Origin of the sequence: Streptomyces venezuelae, assembly GCF_008642375.1 — a bacterium.
Classification (GTDB): domain Bacteria; phylum Actinomycetota; class Actinomycetes; order Streptomycetales; family Streptomycetaceae; genus Streptomyces; species Streptomyces venezuelae_G.
Map to the genome: position 1 here is coordinate 2,243,270 of NZ_CP029194.1, position 17,419 is coordinate 2,260,688.

Here is a 17,419-nt window from a genome sequence, read left to right on the forward strand (position 1 = left end):
CACCCGCCGCCCCTGTGGGGGAAGGAGGGCGGATGCCGTGGAGTACCCGCCGCCGCTCCCCGGGGGGAGAGGGGCGGCGGCGGAGATCTGGTGGGCGGCGCGGTCTAGTCGACGGCGCGGATCACCACGGCGGAGTTGAAGCCGCCGTAGCCCCGGGCGAGCACCAGCGCGGTACGCACCGAGGCGGTGCGCGGCTGGCCGGTCACCAGGTCGATGTCGTAGTCGGGCGACAGCACCACGTTGGTGGTCGGCGGGATGAGGCCTTCGCGGATCGCCAGGACCGCGGAGACGACGTCGACCGGGCCCGCGCCGGAGTAGAGGCGGCCGATCATCGTCTTGGGCGCGGTGACGGGGACGCCGGCGGGGCCGAACACCGCGGTGATGGCGTCGGCTTCCTCGCGGTCGAGCTGCGGGGTGCCGGCGGCGTCGGCGAAGACCACGTCGACCTGGCCGGCCTCGACACCGGCGTCGGCGAGCGCCACCTCGATGGCGCGGCGCAGCCCGGGCTCACGGCCGCTGCCGGGCTTCGGGTCGAAGGTCGACCCGTAGCCGGCGACCTCGCCGTAGACGTTCTCGGCGTCGCGCTCGAGGGCCGACTGCCGGTCCTCGAGGATGAGCAGCGCGCCGCCCTCGCCGGGCACATAGCCGCCGGCCGCCGCGTCGAAGGGCAGATAGGCGCGCTCCGGCTGGTCGCTGGTGGACAGCCGGCCGCCGGCGATCTGCGCGACCCAGCCCCAGGGGCAGATCGACGCGTCGAAGCCGCCGGAGAAGATCAGCTTGCTGCCCTTGCGGATCTGCCGGCGCGCCTGGGCGATCGCGTCGAGACCGCCCGCGTGGTCGCTGACGACGACACCGCTGGGGCCGCGCATCCCGTTGCGGATGGAGATCTGGCCGCTGTTGACGGCGTAGAACCAGGCGAAGGACTGGTACGCGCTGACGTACTGGCTGCCCTGGCTCCACAGCTTCTGCAGCTCGTTCTGGCCGAACTCGAAGCCGCCCGACGTGGATGCGGTGACGACGCCCATGTCGAACTCGGGGATGTCGCCCGGCTTGACCCCGGCGTCCTCGAAGGCGCAGTCCGCCGCGACGAGGGCGAGCCGGGTCATCCGGTCGGTCTGCGGGATCAGCCTGCTGGGCAGGTGGTCCGACGCCTCGAACCCCCTGATCTCACCCGCCAGTTGCGACGGGTAGGACGAGGCGTCGAAGCGGGTGATCCGGTCGATGGCGTTCTTTCCGACCCGGGTCGCAGCCCAGAAGTCGTCCACGCCGAGCCCGTTGGGGGTGGCGACGCCGATACCGGTGATGATCGTCTTGGCGCTCACGCCTGGCTCCTCTCGGGACGGGCCAGCACCATCGCGCTCTGGAAACCGCCGAAGCCGCTGCCGACCGTCAGGACCGCGTCCGTGCGGTGCTCACGCGCGGTGAGCGGGACGTAGTCGAGGTCGCACTCCGGGTCGGGGGTGTGCAGGTTCGCGGTGGGCGGCACCACGTGGTTCTCCATCGCCAGCACGGACGCGGCGATCTCGATCGAGCCGATCGCGCCGAGCGAGTGACCCACCATCGACTTGATGGAGCTCACCGGCGTGCGGTACGCGTGCTCGCCGAGGCTCAGCTTGAACGCGGCGGTCTCGTGCCGGTCGTTCTGCTTGGTGCCGGAGCCGTGGGCGTTGATGTAGTCGATCCGGTCCGGGTTCATCCGGGCCTCGGCGAGGGCCACGTCGATGGCCTCCGACATCTCCCGGCCGTCGGGACGAAGGCCCGTCATGTGGAAGGCGTTGCAGCGCGAGGCGTAGCCGGCGATCTCGGCGTAGATGTGCGCGCCGCGCTTCTTCGCGCTCTCGAGCTCCTCGAGGACGAAGACGGCGCTGCCCTCGCCGAGGACGAAGCCGTTGCGGGTGCCGTCGAAGGGCCGCGAGGCGTGCTCGGGGTCGTCGTTGCGCGGCGTGGTGGCCTTGATCGCGTCGAAGCACGCCATCGTGATCGGCGAGATCGGGGCGTCCGTCGCGCCGGTGATCATGATGTCGGCGGTGCCCTCGCGGATCAGCTCGACGGCGTGGCCGACCGAGTCGAGACCGGAGGTGCAGCCGGTGGAGACCACGGTGGCCGGGCCCTCGGCGCCCACGGCCCAGGCCACTTCGGCGGCGAAGGAGCTCGGTACGAAGTGGTTGTACAGGTGCGGCGGCGCGTAGGTGTGGTCGACCAGGTCGAGCCGGCCGTCGTTGCTGACCACGCGGTACTCGTCGTCGAGCCCGGTGGTCGCGCCGACCGCGCTGCCGATGGTGACACCGGTGCGGTGCGGGTCGAATCCCGCGAGGTCGAGCCCGGAGTCCGCGAGCGCCTCACGTGCGGTGACCACGGCGAACTGGGCGGCGCGGTCCATGCGGCGGATTTCCTGCGGGGTCAGTCCGTGCAGCGCGGGGTCGAAGTCGGCCTCGGCCGCGACCCTGGAGCGGAAGGAGGAGGGGTCGAAGAAGGTGATCCCCCGGGTCGCCGTGCGTCCTTCGCTGAGCAGACTCCAGAAGTTCTTGGCGCCGATTCCGCCCGGCGCGAGCACTCCAAGACCTGTGATTACTACCCGGCGGCCCACTAGCGGTGGCCTCCCCTCGTGTTGGCGCGGACCGGCATCACTGAGCTGCCGTCCAGTTGTAGAAGCGGGTGGCCATGGCATCGGCCGGGGACCGCCAGGTCGCCGGGTCGTATGCCTCGATGAACGGCTTGAGGTCCTGGCTGATCTGGACGAACCGCGGGTCGGTCTTGGCGTCCTCGATCAGCTCGCCGCCGTTCTCGCCGTCGAAGTCCTGCAGGTGGAAGTACAGGCCCTTGTACGAGAACAGCTGGCGGCGCCGGGTACCCATGCGGTGCGGCATCTCGGTCCGGTCGAACTCGCCGAAGAGCTTGGCGACCTCGACGCTGGACTCCACGTCCATCCGGGCCACGATCAGGGTGCTGTGCATGTCTTCTCTCTTCCGTGGGTGGGCGGCTGTTCGCCTTTCAGCGGACGGATGCGGGGCTGAAGAGGCGGATGAAGTCCGCCACCCCGTCGGCGATCAGCGCGTCGGTTTCGAAGTCCGCGAGCGGGAGCGCGCCATGGAACGACCGCTGTACGACCTGACCGGCGACCAGCTGGATGAAGCGGCCGGCGGCGTGGTCGGCGTCGGCGATGTCGAGGAGTCCTTCGACGGCGATGAGCGCGAGTCGGCGGGCCAGTTCACGCTGGGCCTGGCGAGGTCCCGCGGTCTGCCACATCTCCAGCACTCCGGCCGGCAGCCTGGTCACCTCGGCGCTGAGGTGCCGCACGATGGCGAAGTGCTCGGGGAAGGCGGTGAGCGGTGTCAGCCAGGCGTGGCCCAGGGCGGTGAGGTCCCGCTCCAGGTCGGTGACCTGGCCCAGGTGCTCCTCGGCGACGACCGTCAGCGCTGCGGCGACGGAGGCGGCGCTGTCCAGCAGGACGGAGAGCAGCAGCTGCTCCTTGTCCTTGAAGTAGTGCTCGACCATGGCCTGTTCGAGGCCGGCCTCGACGGCGATGGCCTCGACGGTGGTGTGGGTCCAGCCCTCCCGGGCGAAGACGGTGCGCGCCGCCCGTACGACGGCCTGGCGCTCCTCCGCCGGACCGGCCTGGACCCGCGCGATCGTTGCCTGCGGCGTTGCCATTCGGTGTTCCTCCCTTTGACGTGCTGGTCTGAGCGGATGCGCGGCGGTGTTCAGGCGGCCGACGGCTTGCCGAACCAGCGCTCGATCGCCATCGGCAGGTCGTGGTGGCTGCCGGGGGCGGCCCAGGCGACGTAGCCGTCGGGGCGTACGAGCACGGCCGTGGTGCCCTCGAGCTCGGCGGCCGCGGAGCCGGCGCCCGGGGTGGCGGTGACGATGTCGAGACGGTCGGACCAGGCCCCGGCGCGTGCGCGAAGGCGGGGGTTGTCCGTGAGGTCGAGCAGCACACCGCGAGCGGAGTGCAGCAGTTCGGTGCTGGAGGTCGTGCGGCCCGAGCCGGTCAGCAGCTCCAGGTGGGGCATGCGCTTGCCGAGCAGCGGGTGGCTGCCGGTGCCGACGTCGTACGTGATCTCCAGACCGCTCACCATGGCGGCGAGGTGCTTGGCGACCTCTTCGTACTTGATGAGCTCGCCCAGTACGTCGCGCAGCGGCTGCACTTCGGGTCCGCTGAGGAACAGCAGGCCCTGGGCCTGGGTGTTCATCAGGAGCCGCTTGCCGACCGCGTGCCGCTCGCTGTGGTAGGTGTCCAGCAGGTCCTGCGGCGCGGTGCCGTTGACCACGGCGCCGAGCTTCCAGCCGAGGTTCACGGCGTCCTGGATGCTGGTGTTCATGCCCTGCCCGCCGGCGGGCAGGTGGATGTGCGCGGAGTCGCCTGCCAGGATGACGCGGCCGCGACGGTATTCGGTGACCTGGCGGGTCGCGTTGCCGAAGGCGCTGACCCAGACCGGCTCGGCGTGCGAGATGTCGTCCCCGGTGAGCCGCTTCCAGGCGTCGGCGACCTCCTCGAAGGAGGGCGGGGTCTCGCGCCGCCGCGGCGGGGTGCCGCGCTCGCAGACGATGATGCGGGTGATGCCGCCGGGCAGCGGGCCGACCATGACCATGCCGCCGGGCAGTGTCTCGCCGATCATGCGGGGCGCGAGCTCGATGCCCTTGATGTCGGCGAGGTACATCTCCATCGTGGCGGGGGTGCCGGGGAAGTCGAAGCCCGCGGCCTTGCGCACCAGGCTGCGTCCGCCGTCGCATCCCACCACGTAGGCGGCGCGCAGGGTGTGTTCGCCCTCGGGGCCGCGCACCTCGACCGTGACGCCGTCGCCGTCGTCGGTCAGCGAGAGCACCTCGTGGCTGCGCCGGATGTCGGCGCCGAGGCTGCCGGCCCACTGCTCCAGGTGCGTCTCGGTGACGGACTGCGGGACCGTCTTGGCCGCCTGCAAGGCGCCTTCGAGGACACCGAAGTCGATCGGCAGACCGCCGAAGTGCCCCTGGTTGCTGGTCTCGACGTCACCGAAGCGCGGCAGGATGCCCCGCTGGTCGAAGACCTCCATGGTGCGGGCGGTGAAGCCGAGCCCCCGGGACTCCCCGGTGCGCTGCGCGAGGCGCTCCAGGACGACGACATCGACTCCCGCGAGCCGCAGTTCGCCCGCCAGCATCATTCCGGCGGGGCCCGCGCCCACGACAATCACTGCTGCGTCCATGTACCTCTCCTTGGCCATCTCGGGGTTTCCTTCAGGGATTGAGGCATTCACGCTTCCCGGTCGTACGAATACGGAAGCACTCGCGTCTCAAGACAGAACATCGGAAGCTAGTAATGAGCTTCTTCGCTCCGGAAAGGAACCACAAGACCTCTCCGTTCAGGTCTCCGTAATGTTCCGTCACGCAGCTACATGACGGGAATCAGCTGGTCAGAAGAGTTACAGGGAAATGCAAACTCGACTCGCCGCAGACGGCCGACGTCAGCTCTCCCAAGCCATGCGAGAGAACATTGAAATGCACGTCAGAGATTCCACAGATTGCCCTCGGGCGCTTGTCCCGTACTGAATGCAGGAATTACGTTGCCATTCCTGCAGACAATGACGAGTGGGGGCTACGGTGATCCACGGAACGATCCGAACGGCCAGGGGGACCACGGTGTGCGCGGGCGCGGAGTGCCGGCGCCGCGAGTCCGCGGGGCGGGCCAGGCGCCTCGCCGTCACCGGCACCCGGCTGTGCCCGACCTGCCGGGAACGCCTCTTCCAGGAGCTCGGACGACTGCCCGCCCTGTACGAGGAGTGCGCGCGGCGGATCGACGGCAGCTCGAACGGCACGCGGGAGAAGACCTCGGGTGGCGCGCTGCCGGGCATGCCCCTCAACACCGCGGCCCTGGAGGTCCGTTCGTCCATTCTCGCGGTGCTGTCCTCATGGGCCGGCGTGGTCGCCGAACAGCGCCGCGTTCCCGGGCCGCGGCGCACGGTCCCGCTGCTCACCGCGTTTCTGCGGCGGCACGCCGACTGGCTCACCACCCATGAGGCGGCGGGCGATCTCTCCCTGGAGGTCGCCCGGTTGGCGCGCGGCGCCTGGCGGGTGATCGACCCCGGCCCGCAGCGCCGCGTGACCATCGGCGACTGCGTGGAGCACGGCTGCCCCGGCGGCCTCACCGCCGTGGTCCGCCCGGACCGTCCGGCGGTGCCGGCCGAGATCAGCTGTGACGCCTCCCCGGAACACCACTGGCTCGGCCACCAGTGGCTGCAGTTGAGCCGTCGGCTCAGCGCCCGTACGGCCCTGACCACCCGCGGGGAGGACGCCGGCGGGGCACAGGCCGACCGGCGCGAGACGGGCGAGCCCGAGGCTCAGCCGGTGACCTGGTTCACCGCGGCCGATGTCGCCCGGCTGTGGAGCATCCCGTCGGGCACGGTCTACCGCCACGCGAGCCAGCAGAAGTGGCGCCGCCACAGCAAGCAGGGCCGCACCTACTACCACCACGCCGACGTGCTGCGGACGCTCAACGCCCTGCGCCGCTCGCCCTGACTCCTCCGTGTCTACGGCCGCGCGTGGAGGGGAAGGTGGATGTCGATGCTGGTCCCCTCTCCGGGCCTGCTGTCGACCGTGATGCGCCCACCGATCTCCGCGATGCGTTCCGACATGCAGCGCAGCCCGTTGCCTTCATGCGTGTCCGGGCCGATGCCGTCGGCGTCGAAGCCGATGCCGTTGTCCTTCACCCGGACGTGAGCCCAGCGGCGTGTGACGCGGCTGGTCACCGTGACCTGGTCGGCCGCCGCGTGCTCGAAGCAGTTGCGCAGGCATTCACGTACGGCGAGGAAGATCTGGTGCCGAGAGGAGTCGGGCACGAGGCGCTCGGCACCGGTGGCGGAGAAGGTGACGTCGACCGAGTCGGGCGCCGCCTGCGCGGCGAAGGATTCGACTGCCTCCCGGAGTGGCGGCACCACGGTCTCCTCGCGCAGGCCGGTGACCAGGTCGCGCGCGTGGCCGAGGGCCGAGCGCAGGCAGGTTCCGGCGGCGGCGAGATGCCCGTCGGGGTCCTCGTCGTGTTCGGCGCGGAGCTCCAGGCGGCGGAGTGCCACGGAGAGATTGGTGCCGAGCCCGTCGTGCATCTCCCGGGCCAGTCTGCGCCGTTCGTGCCACAGGTCGCGGTGCGCGTCGGCCGGCACGGGCCGGGCGGCGCTCTGTCTGCGGATGGCCCGGCCGATCGGCTGGATCAGCGCGATCGCGCGCGCGACGGCTTGCGTGGAGTGCGTGCCCGCGAGGACATGCAGCAGGGCGCACTCGGTCAGCAGACTGCCCGCCGCAGAGATCAGCTCCGGGGTCAGGGCCGGCAAGCCGGTTCCGTGGGGTGCGGATTCGGCGCCCGCGCCGTCGGCCTTCACCCCGGCGTCGTCGAGGATCCGGTGGGCGCAGGCGGTCAGCGCAGCCCGCACCGCGAGGGTGTCCAGTTCGAGTTCACGGTCGGACTGGAGCGCCGAGTGCAGCCGCTGCTCGAAGAGACGAAGGATCGCGCCGGTCTCCTGGGGCAGCAGCACGCCATCAGGTAACTCGGCACCTTCCAGGTGCTGTTGGGCGGGGTCATGGCGCTGCAGCGGACCGAAGCGGCGTCCGGACCCGCTGCGGGGCGCGGAGGCGTACGGCGAGACGGACCGGCTCAGGCCGTCCTGCAGGGCGGCTGCGAACCCCTGTCCCACAAAGGATTCCAGCATGCCGATCCCGGACCGGCCGGCCGGAAGAGGTCGTATCTCCATGATCAGCCTCGTTCGAGTATGCCGACGGTGGTCTCCGACGGCTGAGGTTGAAGTAGGGCGGGTACGGAAAAATAACAAACCGGTCTGCCTGTTTGTCAAGCACCCGGCATGCGAGAGACCCAGGGTTCATCCTTCGCCGATATGCCTATACATGGACAAAACGCCCCGGTGAAACCGGTCACCCGGTTTCACCGGGCAGCACCGAGGGGGCCCCGCTCCCCCGCGGCATCGAGGCCCACGCGTGTCAGTGGGGCCGCACGTCCCTGATGGGCGCGAACTGCCCGGGCAGACCCGGCGCACCGTCGCGCACCGAGTCCGTACCGCTCGGATCGAGCCCTCCCAGCACACGCGGGGAGGCCACCGCCGGCAGCAGCAACTGCCAGAACCCCGCGAGCGCGTAGGGGGACAGCCAGTCCCTGTCACTCCTGCTCAGCACCTCGAACCCGGTGGTCGCGGCCACCACGGTGGCGACGAATCGCTCCTGCGACACCCCCGCGGCGAGCACCTTCTCGCGCGCGGCCTGGGCCACGAGCCTCTGCACGCATCGCTGCCACTGCCGGCGGAGGCTGAGGTCGGTGTGCAGCCCCGTCTCACAGTTGAGCCGGAACCCGGCGCGCACCACCACCTCCTTGTGCAGCAGGCGCGCCAGCGCGTGCGAGAGGTCCACCAGCGCCTGCAGGGCGTTCACGTGCGCCGGCCCGGCGTCGTCCGCCGCCCTGCGCAGGGAGAGGGCGGCGGCCGTCTCGACGGCGTCGGCCACGGCGGCCTTGTTCGCGAAGTGGAAGTGCAGGGCGCCACGGCTCACGCCGGCGCCCGAACTGATCTCGTCCAGGCTGGCCTTGACGTAGCCGTGCCGCTCGAAGAGATCGGCCGCCGAGCGGATCAGCGCGTTGCGGGTACGGGCGGCCCGCTCCTGTTTGCTCACTGTTTGACTCCCGTCGCGAACGTATGCCTCACGGATGTATCAAACCAGCACGCTGGTTTGATCTCTACCAGTTGGGCCCCGCTGCTCCCGAATGGCCGAGTACCGATCATTCCGCTTGACGGAACGCATGGTCGACCAAGTGACGGTCATGTTTGCATGAAGGATCGCACAAGGGTCCCGAGAAATGTGGCCAACCGGTTCAATTCGGACAGCAGTGCGAGTGGGGACTCGCGAAAGCCCCAGGCGGGGCCCGGGGAACTTTGACAAACCGCCAACGCGGTTTGTATTCTCTTGTCGAACGTCTACTTAGGATGCGCCCGGTGCGCTGACATGGGGGAGAGACGAATGGATGGGCAGCCGACAGACCTGCTGGCACCGCGGATATCGCGACACCGCGACTCGGAGTCCCCGGTGGGGCAGGATCCCTACGTACCAGCGGCGGAACCCGCCGCCCGTCCCCGTCGGGAGGCGCTGCGGATCCTCGTGGTGGAGAACGAGGCCCGAGCCGCCGACTCCTTGGTGCTCGGCCTGCGCCGACACGGATACCAGGCCGAGAGTGTCGCCACCGGCGCCAAGGCGCTGCAGGTGCACCGGAGTGCCGACCTGATCCTGCTCGACCTCGATCTGCCCGACCTGGACGGTCTCGAGGTGTGCCGCAGCGTCCGGGCCACCTGCGAAACCCCGATCATCGCCGTCACCGCGCGCGACTCCGAACTCGACCGGGTGCTGGGCCTGCAGGCCGGAGCGGACGACTACATGGTCAAGCCCTACGGCTTCCGTGAGCTGATGGCCCGGATGGAAGCGATCATGCGCAGGGTCAGGCCGCCGCAGCCCCTTGAACAGGTCATCATGCGCGGTCCGCTGAGGATCGACGCCGGTACGCGCGAGATCCGCCTCGACGGCCGGTCCGTCGAGGTGACACGCAAGGAGTTCGACCTGCTGCACCTGCTGGCCTCCCAGCCCGAAACGGTCATCTCACGCAAGCAGTTGATGACCCAGGTCTGGGACGACTCCTGGTCGCGGCCGGGGCGCACCATCGACACGCACGTCAGCAGCCTGCGCAACAAGCTGGGAGCCAGCAGCTGGGTCATCACCGTACGAGGGGTCGGCTTCCGGCTCGGCCATCCCTGAGTGAGGGAGTTGACCAAGGTCTGTACTCAAGGGCGTTGATCCCTGAAGCGGCCTCCGGTGAGGGTGAGCGAGGTATCCGGAGCGTCCGGAGGAGGGAGCCATCGTGCGCAAGGTACTCATAGCCAATCGAGGCGAGATCGCTGTCCGTGTTGCCCGGGCCTGCCGGGATGCCGGGATCGCGAGCGTAGCCGTCTACGCCGACCCGGACCGGGACGCGCTGCATGTGCGGGCCGCGGACGAGGCATTCGCCCTGGGCGGCGACACGCCGGCGGCGTCGTACCTGGACATCGCCAAGGTGCTGGCCGTTGCGAAGGACTCGGGCGCGGACGCCGTCCACCCCGGCTACGGCTTCCTGTCGGAGAACGCCGAGTTCGCGCAGGCGGTGCTGGACGCGGGGCTGACCTGGATCGGTCCGCCGCCGCAGGCGATCCGTGACCTGGGTGACAAGGTCGCGGCCCGTCACATCGCGCAGCGCGCCGGTGCCCCGCTGGTCGCCGGTACGCCGGACCCGGTGTCGGGCGCCGAGGAGGTCGTGGCGTTCGCGCAGGAGCACGGCCTGCCCATCGCGATCAAGGCCGCCTTCGGCGGTGGCGGGCGTGGCCTGAAGGTGGCCCGCACCCTGGAGGAGGTCCCGGAGCTGTACGAATCGGCGGTTCGCGAGGCCGTCGCGGCCTTCGGCCGTGGCGAGTGCTTCGTGGAGCGCTACCTCGACAGGCCCCGGCACGTCGAGACCCAGTGCCTCGCCGACACCCACGGCAACGTGGTCGTCGTCTCGACCCGTGACTGCTCGCTGCAGCGCCGCCACCAGAAGCTCGTCGAGGAGGCCCCCGCGCCCTTCCTGACGGAGGCACAGAACGCCGAACTGTACGCGGCGTCGAAGGCGATCCTGAAGGAGGCCGGCTACGTCGGCGCCGGCACGGTCGAGTTCCTCGTCGGCCTCGACGGCACGATCTCCTTCCTGGAGGTCAACACCCGCCTCCAGGTCGAGCACCCGGTCACCGAAGAGGTCACCGGCATCGACCTGGTCCGCGAGATGTTCCGGATCGCCGACGGCGAGGCCCTCGGCTACGGCGACCCCGAAGTACGCGGCCACAGCTTCGAGTTCCGTATCAACGGCGAGGACCCGGGCCGCGGCTTCCTGCCCGCGCCCGGCACCGTCACCCTCTTCGCCCCGCCCTCCGGCCCCGGCGTCCGCTTGGACGCGGGCGTGGAGACGGGCAGTGTCATCGGCCCGGCCTGGGACTCGCTCCTGGCCAAGCTGATCGTCACCGGCGCGACCCGCGAGCAGGCGCTCCAGCGCGCCGCCCGCGCCCTGGCCGAGTTCACGGTGGAGGGCATGGCCACCGCCATCCCGTTCCATCGGGCCGTCGTCGTCGACCCGGCGTTCACCGCCGATCCCTTCCGTGTCCACACACGATGGATCGAGACGGAGTTCGTCAACGCCGTCACACCCTTCTCCACCGGATCCGACGTGGAGGCGGAGGACGGGGCGGGACGGGAGACGCTCGTCGTCGAGGTCGGTGGCAAACGCCTGGAGGTCTCCCTGCCCTCCAGCCTGGGCATGGCACTGGCCCGCACCGGTCTGGCCGCCGGCGCCAAACCGAAGCGCCGCTCCGCCAAGAAGTCCGGCCCGGCCGCCTCCGGCGACACCCTCGCCTCCCCGATGCAGGGCACCATCGTCAAGGTCGCCGTCGAAGAGGGCCAGGAGGTGGCCGAGGGCGACCTGGTCGTCGTCCTCGAAGCCATGAAGATGGAACAGCCGCTGAACGCGCACAAGGCAGGCATCATCAAGGATCTGAGTGCGGCCGTGGGTACCTCGCTCACCTCCGGCGCCGCGATCTGCGAGATCAAGGACTGACCCGCCCCCGCCAGCGCCCAGATCCGCCCGGGCCCGGCCGACGTCGTCGGCCGGGGCCCCGCCTCCGTCAGCCGGTCTCGCCCCACCAGGCGGGAGACCCGCTGAGGCCGCCGGCACGGCGCTACGAGCATGCGCGCGACCGATCGAGCTCAGCTGCGGAGAAAGACACGGCCGACGACAGCACCTCGGAGCAGTCAGGCGTGGTTCACCGGGAGGACGTCCGGGGAGAGGGCGCCGGCGTGGGCCGTGGCCGAGGTCATGTGCCGGCGGTGGTGGCGGCGGCAGAGGACCTCGTAACCGATCTCCTCCGCCGGCCGGTTCACGTCCCCGACCACGACCTGCTCGCCCTCGATCACCATCTCTCCACCGACCGTACGGGCATTGTGCGTGGCCCGGGCACCGCACCAGCACAGCGCCTCGACCTGGAGCTGCTCGATCCGGTCCGCCAGCTCGATCAGGCGCTGCGACCCGGGGAAGAGCCTGGTCCGGAAATCCGTCGTGATGCCGAAGGCGAAGACGTCGAGGCCGAGATCGTCGACGATACGGGCGAGCTGGTCGATCTGCTCCGGCGCGAGGAACTGCGCCTCGTCGACGATCACGTAGTCGGCCTTGCCGCCCTGGGACAGCTGCGTGACGAGGTACGCGTACAGGTCCATGCCCTGCGGAGCCTCGACCGCCTCCGTCACCAGGCCGAGCCGGGAGGACAGCTTGCCCTCCCCCGCCCGGTCGTCACGCGTGAAGATCACGCCCTGGAGCCCGCGCGCGTCGCGGTTGTGGGCGATCTGGAGGGCCAGGGTGCTCTTCCCGCAATCCATGGTTCCGGAGAAGAAGACCAGCTCGGGCATGACGGGTCGGGGACCTTTCAGGTCGGGGGGAGGGTGTCCGGAGGGGTTTCGAGAAGACGTCAGGAACGGACTTCGAGCAGCGGGACGAGCTGCTCCGCGGGGGTCATGGACCCGTGCATGCCGACCATCGCCGACTCGTGGGGCTCGTTCACGGACGCGGTGATCGCGACGTCGTCGTGGGCCGCGGCGACCACGTCGCCGATCCTCCCGTACACCCGGTCGTCGATCTCGTCGCCGAACCAGCCCAGGGCGATGGCCTCGTCCCGGCTCGCCACCCAGAACTGCTCGCCGATCACCTCGCGCCAGCAGGTGAGGACGTCCGCCTCGGCGCCGGGGACCGCGTACACATGACGGGCACGGCCCTCGCCGCCGAGCAGGGCCACGCCGGCGCGCAGCTCCCAGTCCTCGTCGAAGTCGATGCGGTGCTGCTCGTCGAAGGGGATGTCGACCATGCCGTGGTCGGCCGTGACGTACAGCGCGGAGCGGGGCGGCAGCTGCTCCGCGAGACGCTGCACGAGCCGGTCGACGAACATGAGCTGTCCGCGCCAGGCGTCGGAGTCGATGCCGAAGCGGTGTCCCGCGCCGTCGAGTTCGCTGTAGTACGTGTACACCAGCGAGCGGTCGCCGGCGGCGAGCTGCTCGGCGGCGAAGTCCATGCGCTCCTCGCCGCTGAGCCGTCCGTGAAACGTTCCGCCGCTGAGCGCGATCTGGGTGAGCGGGGTCTGCTCGAAGATCGGGGAGGACACCTGGGCGGTGTGGATCCCGGCCGCGTGCGCGAGCTGGAAGACGGTCGGGTACGGCTGCCAGACGCGCGGCTCGGTCCACGGCCGCCAGCGCAGCTGGTTCATCAGCTCGCCGGTGTCGGGGTTGCGCACGGTGTAGCCCGGCAGCCCGTGCGTACCGGGGTAGCGGCCGGTGCCGACGGAGGCGAGCGAGGTCGCGGTGGTGGCGGGGAACCCGGCGGTGACCGGGCGGCCCGTGCCGCCGCGCGAGGAGCCGATCAGCGAGGTCAGGTACGGGGCCTCGTCCGGATGGGACGCGATCTGCTCCCAGCCGAGCCCGTCGATCAGGAAGACGCAGTTCCGGTCGGCCGGGGCCAGCTCCGCGATCCGCGGGGCGAAGCCGGGCACGCCCTGCGCCGCGACGAGCGTCGGGAGCAGGTCGCCGAGGGAGCCGAAGGTGTACTCGGGCACCGGCGCGGTGTCCGGGGACAGCGGGACCGGGTCGTCGGGCCAGCCGTGGGCGAAGGCGGTGGGCTGCACCATCAGCGAGCGGTGGCGGCGGTGGCCGCGATCGCTTCGGAGAGCGCCTGGGCGAAGGCCAGGGTCTGCCGGACGGTGTCCGGACCGTCGCCGGCCTCGCTCACCCGCAGGCTGAGGTCGTCGGCCGTGGCGTTGCCCGTGTAGCCGTGGTCGGCGTCACAGTTGGCGTCACCGCAGGCGGCGGGCTCCAGGTCGATGCGGGAGACGGCGCCCCAGCCGATGGTGAGCACCACCTCGCGGGGCAGCGTGCCCGGGGTGTACGACTCGGGGTTGGCCACGACCCGGCTGACGACGACCGAGGAGATCCGGTCGAGCTTCACGGACTCGGTGGACGTCGTGGCGTACGGCGTCGGGGAGCTGGTGTCGGCGGCCTGCTCGTCGGTGTGGCTCACGATGAAGCGGTGCGGCGTCAGGACGAGGACGGTGACGTGGCGCCGGACCTCGTTCGCGTCGAAGGTGGTCTCCTGGTGCACCACGTACGACGCCACGGCCTCGCCGCCGACAGCGGCCTCCACCGCCTCGGCCACGAGGGCCGGGTAGTAGCCGCTGCGCTCGATCGCCGCGCGCAGCCCCTGGGTCGTCGTACCGCTCTTCGCCATGGACTCCATCCTACGGGGCCGTGGGCCCCCTCAGAGCCTCAGTAACTCGGCAGGCGGCGCGGGCCGAGGTCGGTGCGGGGCGGGGGCGGGGCCAGTCGGACGGTGGCCCCGAGGACGGACAGCCCGCGTGGGGCCACGACGACCGGCTCCAGGGAGACCGCCACCACCTCCGGGTGGTCGTCGACGAGCCGGGAGACCCTGAGCAGGAGCTCCTCCAGGGCGGGGGTGTCTACCGGGGCGGATCCGCGCCAGCCGAACAGCAGCGGGGCGGTGCGGATGGAGCGTACGAGCTCGGCGGCGTCCCGGTCGGTGGCGGGGACCAGCCGGTGGGCCGTGTCGCCGAGGAGCTCGGAGGCCGCGCCGGAGAGGCCGAAGGACAGGACGGCCCCGACGGCGGGGTCGATGGCGGAGCGGACGAGGGTGTCGACGCCCCGGGGCACCATCGCCTGGACGACGGGCTGGAGCTCCTCGGGCTTGCCCAGGACCTCGGTCAGCTCGGCGTAGGCCGTGCGGAGCTGCTCCTCGGTGGCCAGGTCGAGCCGGACGCCGCCGAGGTCGGGGCGATGGCGCAGGTGGGGCGCGGTCGTCTTGAGCGCGACGGGGTAGCCGAGCCGGCGGGCGGCGTCGACGGCGGCGTCCGGGGTGGGCGCGGGGAGGGTGGGCAGGACCGTGATCCCGTACCGCGAGAGCAACTCCCCCGCGTCAGCGGTGTCGAGGGTCACACCGCGCGTGTCCGTGTCGCCGCCGGCGCCGAGCACGCGCTCGATGAGCGAGGCGGCTCCCGCCTCGTCGATGTCCTCGTACTCGGGCACCCGCCCGGGCTCGGCGGCCTGGCGCCGCCACTGCCCGTACCGCACGGCCTCGGCCAGCGCCCGCACGGCGCGCTCGGCGGCGGGGTAGGCGGGGATGGTGGTGTGGCGGTCGGCGGCCTGGGAGGCGTCGGCCTCGGCGGTGCTCTCGGGGCCGGCCGGGGCGGCGGTCTGCGCCGGGGGCGCGGCGGCGTCGCCGGTGGGCTTCCCGGGGTGGGCCGGGGACGGGGACGGCGCGGAGGCCGATGCCGACGCGGGTGCCGATGTCGATGCAGGTGCCGTACGGGTCCCCGCCGGTGCCGGTCGGGTGCTCGTCGCGACCGCGAGGGCCTCCGCCAGGCCGCCCATCTCGACGTGGACGACGACGACGGGCTTCGCCGGGGCGGGGACCGACGCGACGGCCTCTCGCAGGGAGGCCGCGAGGACCTCCCCGTCGCCGGACTCGGTGGCGCCGTTCTCCCCGACCCAGGGGATCGCCGTCACCACGACCGCGTCGGACGTCTCGTCCGCGAGCGCCGCCGCGAGCGCGTCCCGGAAGTCCGCCGGGCCCGCCGCGGTCGTCAGGTCGAGCGGGCGCAGCGGGCGCAGTCCCTCGGTCAGGCAGGCGTCGTACGTGAGCAGGCCGAGCGACTCGGAGTTGCCGAGGATCGCGACCCTGGGCCCGGCGGGCAGCGGCTGGGCGGCGAGGAGCAGTCCGGCGTCCACGAGCTCGGTGACGGTGTCGACGCGGATCACCCCGGCCTGGCGCAGCAGCGCGGAGACCGTGGCGTGCGGGATGCGGGTGACGGGCACCCGGTGGCCGGGCGGCGCGCTGCCGCTGTGCCGGGCGCCCTTGACGACCACGACCGGTTTGACGGCGGCGGTGCGGCGGGCCAGCCGGGTGAACTTCCGGGGATTGCCGATCGACTCCAGATAGAGGAGGACGACGTCCGTGCCCGGGTCGTCGTACCAGTGCTGGAGGAAGTCGTTGCCGGACACGTCGGCGCGGTTTCCGGCCGAGATGAAGGAGGAGAGCCCGGCGCCGTGCCGGTGGAGTCCGGCGAGGAGGGCGATCCCGATCGCCCCGGACTGGGCGAAGAGCCCGATCCGCCCGGCGGCCGGCATGTGGGGGGCGAGGGAGGCGTTGAGCCGGATGTCCTCGGAGGTGTTGATGATCCCGAAGGCGTTGGGTCCGATGATCCGCATCCCGTACGAGCGGGCCTGCCGTACGAGCTGGCGCTGCCGCTCCCGGCCGGCCGGGCCGCTCTCCGCGTATCCGGCGGAGAGGACGACGAGGCCCTGCACTCCGTGCTCGCCGCAGTCGGCGACGACCTCCGGCACCCGCTCGGCGGGGACGGCGACGATCGCCAGGTCCACGGGCTCGCCGATGGCCGCCACGGAGGGGTGGGCGGGGACGCCGTCGAGCTCCGCGGGCCCGTCGGTGAGCGCCGCGTTCACCGCGTGGACTCGGCCGGTGAAGCCGGCCCCGAGGAGATTGCGGAGGACGGTCCGGCCGACGCCGCCGGGGGCGCGCCCCGCGCCGACGACGGCGACGGAGCGGGGGGTGAGGAGCCGCTGGACGGACCGGGCCTCGGCGCGCTGCTCCCGCGCGCGCTGGACGGCGAGGGAGCGGTCGGTCGGTTCGAGGTCGAGGTGGAGCCGGACGGAGCCGTCCTCGAAGCTCCGCTTCTGGGTGTAGCCCGCGTCGGTGAAGACCTTGATCATCTTGTTGTTGGCGGGGAGCACCTCGGCGGCGAAGCGCCGGATGTCCCGCTCCCGCGCGACCGCCGCGATGTGTTCGAGGAGGGCGGAGGCGACGCCGCGTCCCTGGTGGGCGTCCTGGACGAGGAAGGCGACCTCGGCCTCGTCGGCCGGGTGCGAGGCGGGCATGCCTCGGTCGTCGATGCGGTCGTAGCGGACGGTGGCGATGAACTCGCCGCCCACGGTCGCGGCGAGGCCCACCCGGTCGACGAAGTCGTGGTGGGTGAAGCGGTGGACGTCCTTGGCGGAGAGCCGTGGGTAGGGCGCGAAGAAGCGGTAGTACTTCGACTCGTCCGACACCTGCTCGTAGAAGCTGACCAGCCGGTCGGCGTCGTCGGCGGTGATCGGCCTGATGCGCGCGGTGCCGCCGTCCCGGAGCACCACGTCCGCCTCCCAGTGATCGGGATAGGCGTGCTCCGGTGATGCCGGTGGTGCCGGTCGATCCGCCGCTTCCGACTGCTCCGACGCGCTCTGCATGGGGTCAGCCTACGGCCGGTGCACGACACCGGCACCGGTCGCGCGGCGGGTGCGTGCC

14 protein-coding genes are annotated in these 17,419 nt (G+C 71.5%); 3 read left to right on the top strand and 11 right to left on the bottom strand.

What is annotated here, in order from left to right; translation table 11 throughout:
* Positions 1-104: 104 nt before the first annotated feature.
* The 5 genes from DEJ46_RS09950 to DEJ46_RS09970 are packed head-to-tail and all read right to left on the bottom strand — an operon-like array spanning position 105 to position 5,180.
* Positions 105-1,322 (bottom strand): ketosynthase chain-length factor, encoded by a 1,218-nt coding sequence (locus DEJ46_RS09950; protein ID WP_150265320.1) that lies wholly within the window; start codon positions 1,320-1,322, stop codon positions 105-107.
* Positions 1,319-2,668 carry a beta-ketoacyl-[acyl-carrier-protein] synthase family protein gene (locus DEJ46_RS09955; protein WP_150265322.1) on the bottom strand — a complete coding sequence of 450 codons (1,350 nt, stop codon included), beginning with the start codon at positions 2,666-2,668 and terminating at the stop codon, positions 1,319-1,321. The genes DEJ46_RS09950 and DEJ46_RS09955 overlap by 4 nt, the downstream gene beginning before the upstream one ends.
* A complete protein-coding gene (locus tag DEJ46_RS09960) occupies positions 2,625-2,954 on the bottom strand; it encodes a TcmI family type II polyketide cyclase (protein WP_150265323.1) in 330 nt (109 codons plus the stop codon). Before DEJ46_RS09960 ends, DEJ46_RS09955 begins: the two co-directional genes overlap by 44 nt.
* Positions 2,955-2,991: 37 nt before the next feature.
* Complete coding sequence (locus tag DEJ46_RS09965) at positions 2,992-3,651, bottom strand: TetR/AcrR family transcriptional regulator (protein ID WP_150265325.1); 660 nt, start codon at positions 3,649-3,651, stop codon at positions 2,992-2,994.
* Positions 3,652-3,701: 50 nt separating this feature from the next.
* Positions 3,702-5,180, bottom strand: coding sequence for an FAD-dependent monooxygenase (locus DEJ46_RS09970; RefSeq protein ID WP_150265327.1), 1,479 nt, complete (start codon positions 5,178-5,180; stop codon positions 3,702-3,704).
* Positions 5,181-5,574: 394 nt separating this feature from the next.
* On the opposite strand from DEJ46_RS09970, the gene DEJ46_RS39095 reads away from it, so the two are divergent.
* Positions 5,575-6,489 carry a helix-turn-helix domain-containing protein gene (locus tag DEJ46_RS39095; protein ID WP_190623348.1) on the top strand — a complete coding sequence of 305 codons (915 nt, stop codon included), beginning with the start codon at positions 5,575-5,577 and terminating at the stop codon, positions 6,487-6,489.
* Positions 6,490-6,500: 11 nt separating this feature from the next.
* Here DEJ46_RS39095 and DEJ46_RS09980 read toward each other — a convergent pair whose 3' ends face one another.
* Together DEJ46_RS09980 and DEJ46_RS09985 are read right to left on the bottom strand one after the other, a co-directional pair.
* On the bottom strand, positions 6,501-7,673 hold the full coding sequence (locus DEJ46_RS09980; RefSeq protein WP_190622545.1) for a sensor histidine kinase: 1,173 nt from the start codon (positions 7,671-7,673) through the stop codon (positions 6,501-6,503).
* 286 nt (positions 7,674-7,959) lie between these two features.
* On the bottom strand, positions 7,960-8,640 hold the full coding sequence (locus DEJ46_RS09985) for a ScbR family autoregulator-binding transcription factor (protein WP_150265331.1): 681 nt from the start codon (positions 8,638-8,640) through the stop codon (positions 7,960-7,962).
* 411 nt (positions 8,641-9,051) lie between these two features.
* Here DEJ46_RS09985 and DEJ46_RS09990 point away from each other — a divergent pair, with 411 nt between their 5' ends.
* Positions 9,052-9,771 carry a response regulator transcription factor gene (locus DEJ46_RS09990; RefSeq protein WP_411757738.1) on the top strand — a complete coding sequence of 240 codons (720 nt, stop codon included), beginning with the start codon at positions 9,052-9,054 and terminating at the stop codon, positions 9,769-9,771.
* Between the two features lie 103 nt (positions 9,772-9,874).
* Positions 9,875-11,629 (top strand): acetyl/propionyl/methylcrotonyl-CoA carboxylase subunit alpha, encoded by a 1,755-nt coding sequence (locus DEJ46_RS09995; RefSeq protein ID WP_150265335.1) that lies wholly within the window; start codon positions 9,875-9,877, stop codon positions 11,627-11,629.
* A gap of 194 nt (positions 11,630-11,823) precedes the next feature.
* On the opposite strand, the gene DEJ46_RS10000 is transcribed toward DEJ46_RS09995, so the two are convergent.
* Genes DEJ46_RS10000 through DEJ46_RS10015 form a run of 4 tightly spaced genes read right to left on the bottom strand, consistent with a single transcriptional unit; the run spans position 11,824 to position 17,361 of the window.
* On the bottom strand, positions 11,824-12,474 hold the full coding sequence (locus DEJ46_RS10000) for a thymidine kinase (protein ID WP_150265337.1): 651 nt from the start codon (positions 12,472-12,474) through the stop codon (positions 11,824-11,826).
* A gap of 59 nt (positions 12,475-12,533) precedes the next feature.
* Positions 12,534-13,739: an alkaline phosphatase family protein gene (locus DEJ46_RS10005; protein WP_150265339.1), complete on the bottom strand. Its 1,206-nt coding sequence runs from the start codon at positions 13,737-13,739 to the stop codon at positions 12,534-12,536.
* Positions 13,739-14,335, bottom strand: coding sequence for a DUF5998 family protein (locus DEJ46_RS10010; protein WP_055645982.1), 597 nt, complete (start codon positions 14,333-14,335; stop codon positions 13,739-13,741). Before DEJ46_RS10010 ends, DEJ46_RS10005 begins: the two co-directional genes overlap by 1 nt.
* A 38-nt stretch (positions 14,336-14,373) precedes the next feature.
* Positions 14,374-17,361 (bottom strand): bifunctional GNAT family N-acetyltransferase/acetate--CoA ligase family protein, encoded by a 2,988-nt coding sequence (locus DEJ46_RS10015; protein ID WP_150265341.1) that lies wholly within the window; start codon positions 17,359-17,361, stop codon positions 14,374-14,376.
* Positions 17,362-17,419 lie beyond the last annotated feature (58 nt).

Coding starts and splice junctions, on each gene's coding strand:
- DEJ46_RS09960 (WP_150265323.1), bottom strand. CDS start 2,954: ATGCACAGCACCCTGATCGTGGCCCGGATGGACGTGGAGTCCAGCGTC.
- DEJ46_RS09970 (WP_150265327.1), bottom strand. CDS start 5,180: ATGGACGCAGCAGTGATTGTCGTGGGCGCGGGCCCCGCCGGAATGATG.
- DEJ46_RS09955 (WP_150265322.1), bottom strand. CDS start 2,668: ATGCCATGGCCACCCGCTTCTACAACTGGACGGCAGCTCAGTGATGCC.
- DEJ46_RS10000 (WP_150265337.1), bottom strand. CDS start 12,474: ATGCCCGAGCTGGTCTTCTTCTCCGGAACCATGGATTGCGGGAAGAGC.
- DEJ46_RS10010 (WP_055645982.1), bottom strand. CDS start 14,335: ATGGCGAAGAGCGGTACGACGACCCAGGGGCTGCGCGCGGCGATCGAG.
- DEJ46_RS09965 (WP_150265325.1), bottom strand. CDS start 3,651: ATGGCAACGCCGCAGGCAACGATCGCGCGGGTCCAGGCCGGTCCGGCG.
- DEJ46_RS09980 (WP_190622545.1), bottom strand. CDS start 7,673: ATGCTGGAATCCTTTGTGGGACAGGGGTTCGCAGCCGCCCTGCAGGAC.
- DEJ46_RS10015 (WP_150265341.1), bottom strand. CDS start 17,361: ATGCAGAGCGCGTCGGAGCAGTCGGAAGCGGCGGATCGACCGGCACCA.
- DEJ46_RS10005 (WP_150265339.1), bottom strand. CDS start 13,739: ATGGTGCAGCCCACCGCCTTCGCCCACGGCTGGCCCGACGACCCGGTC.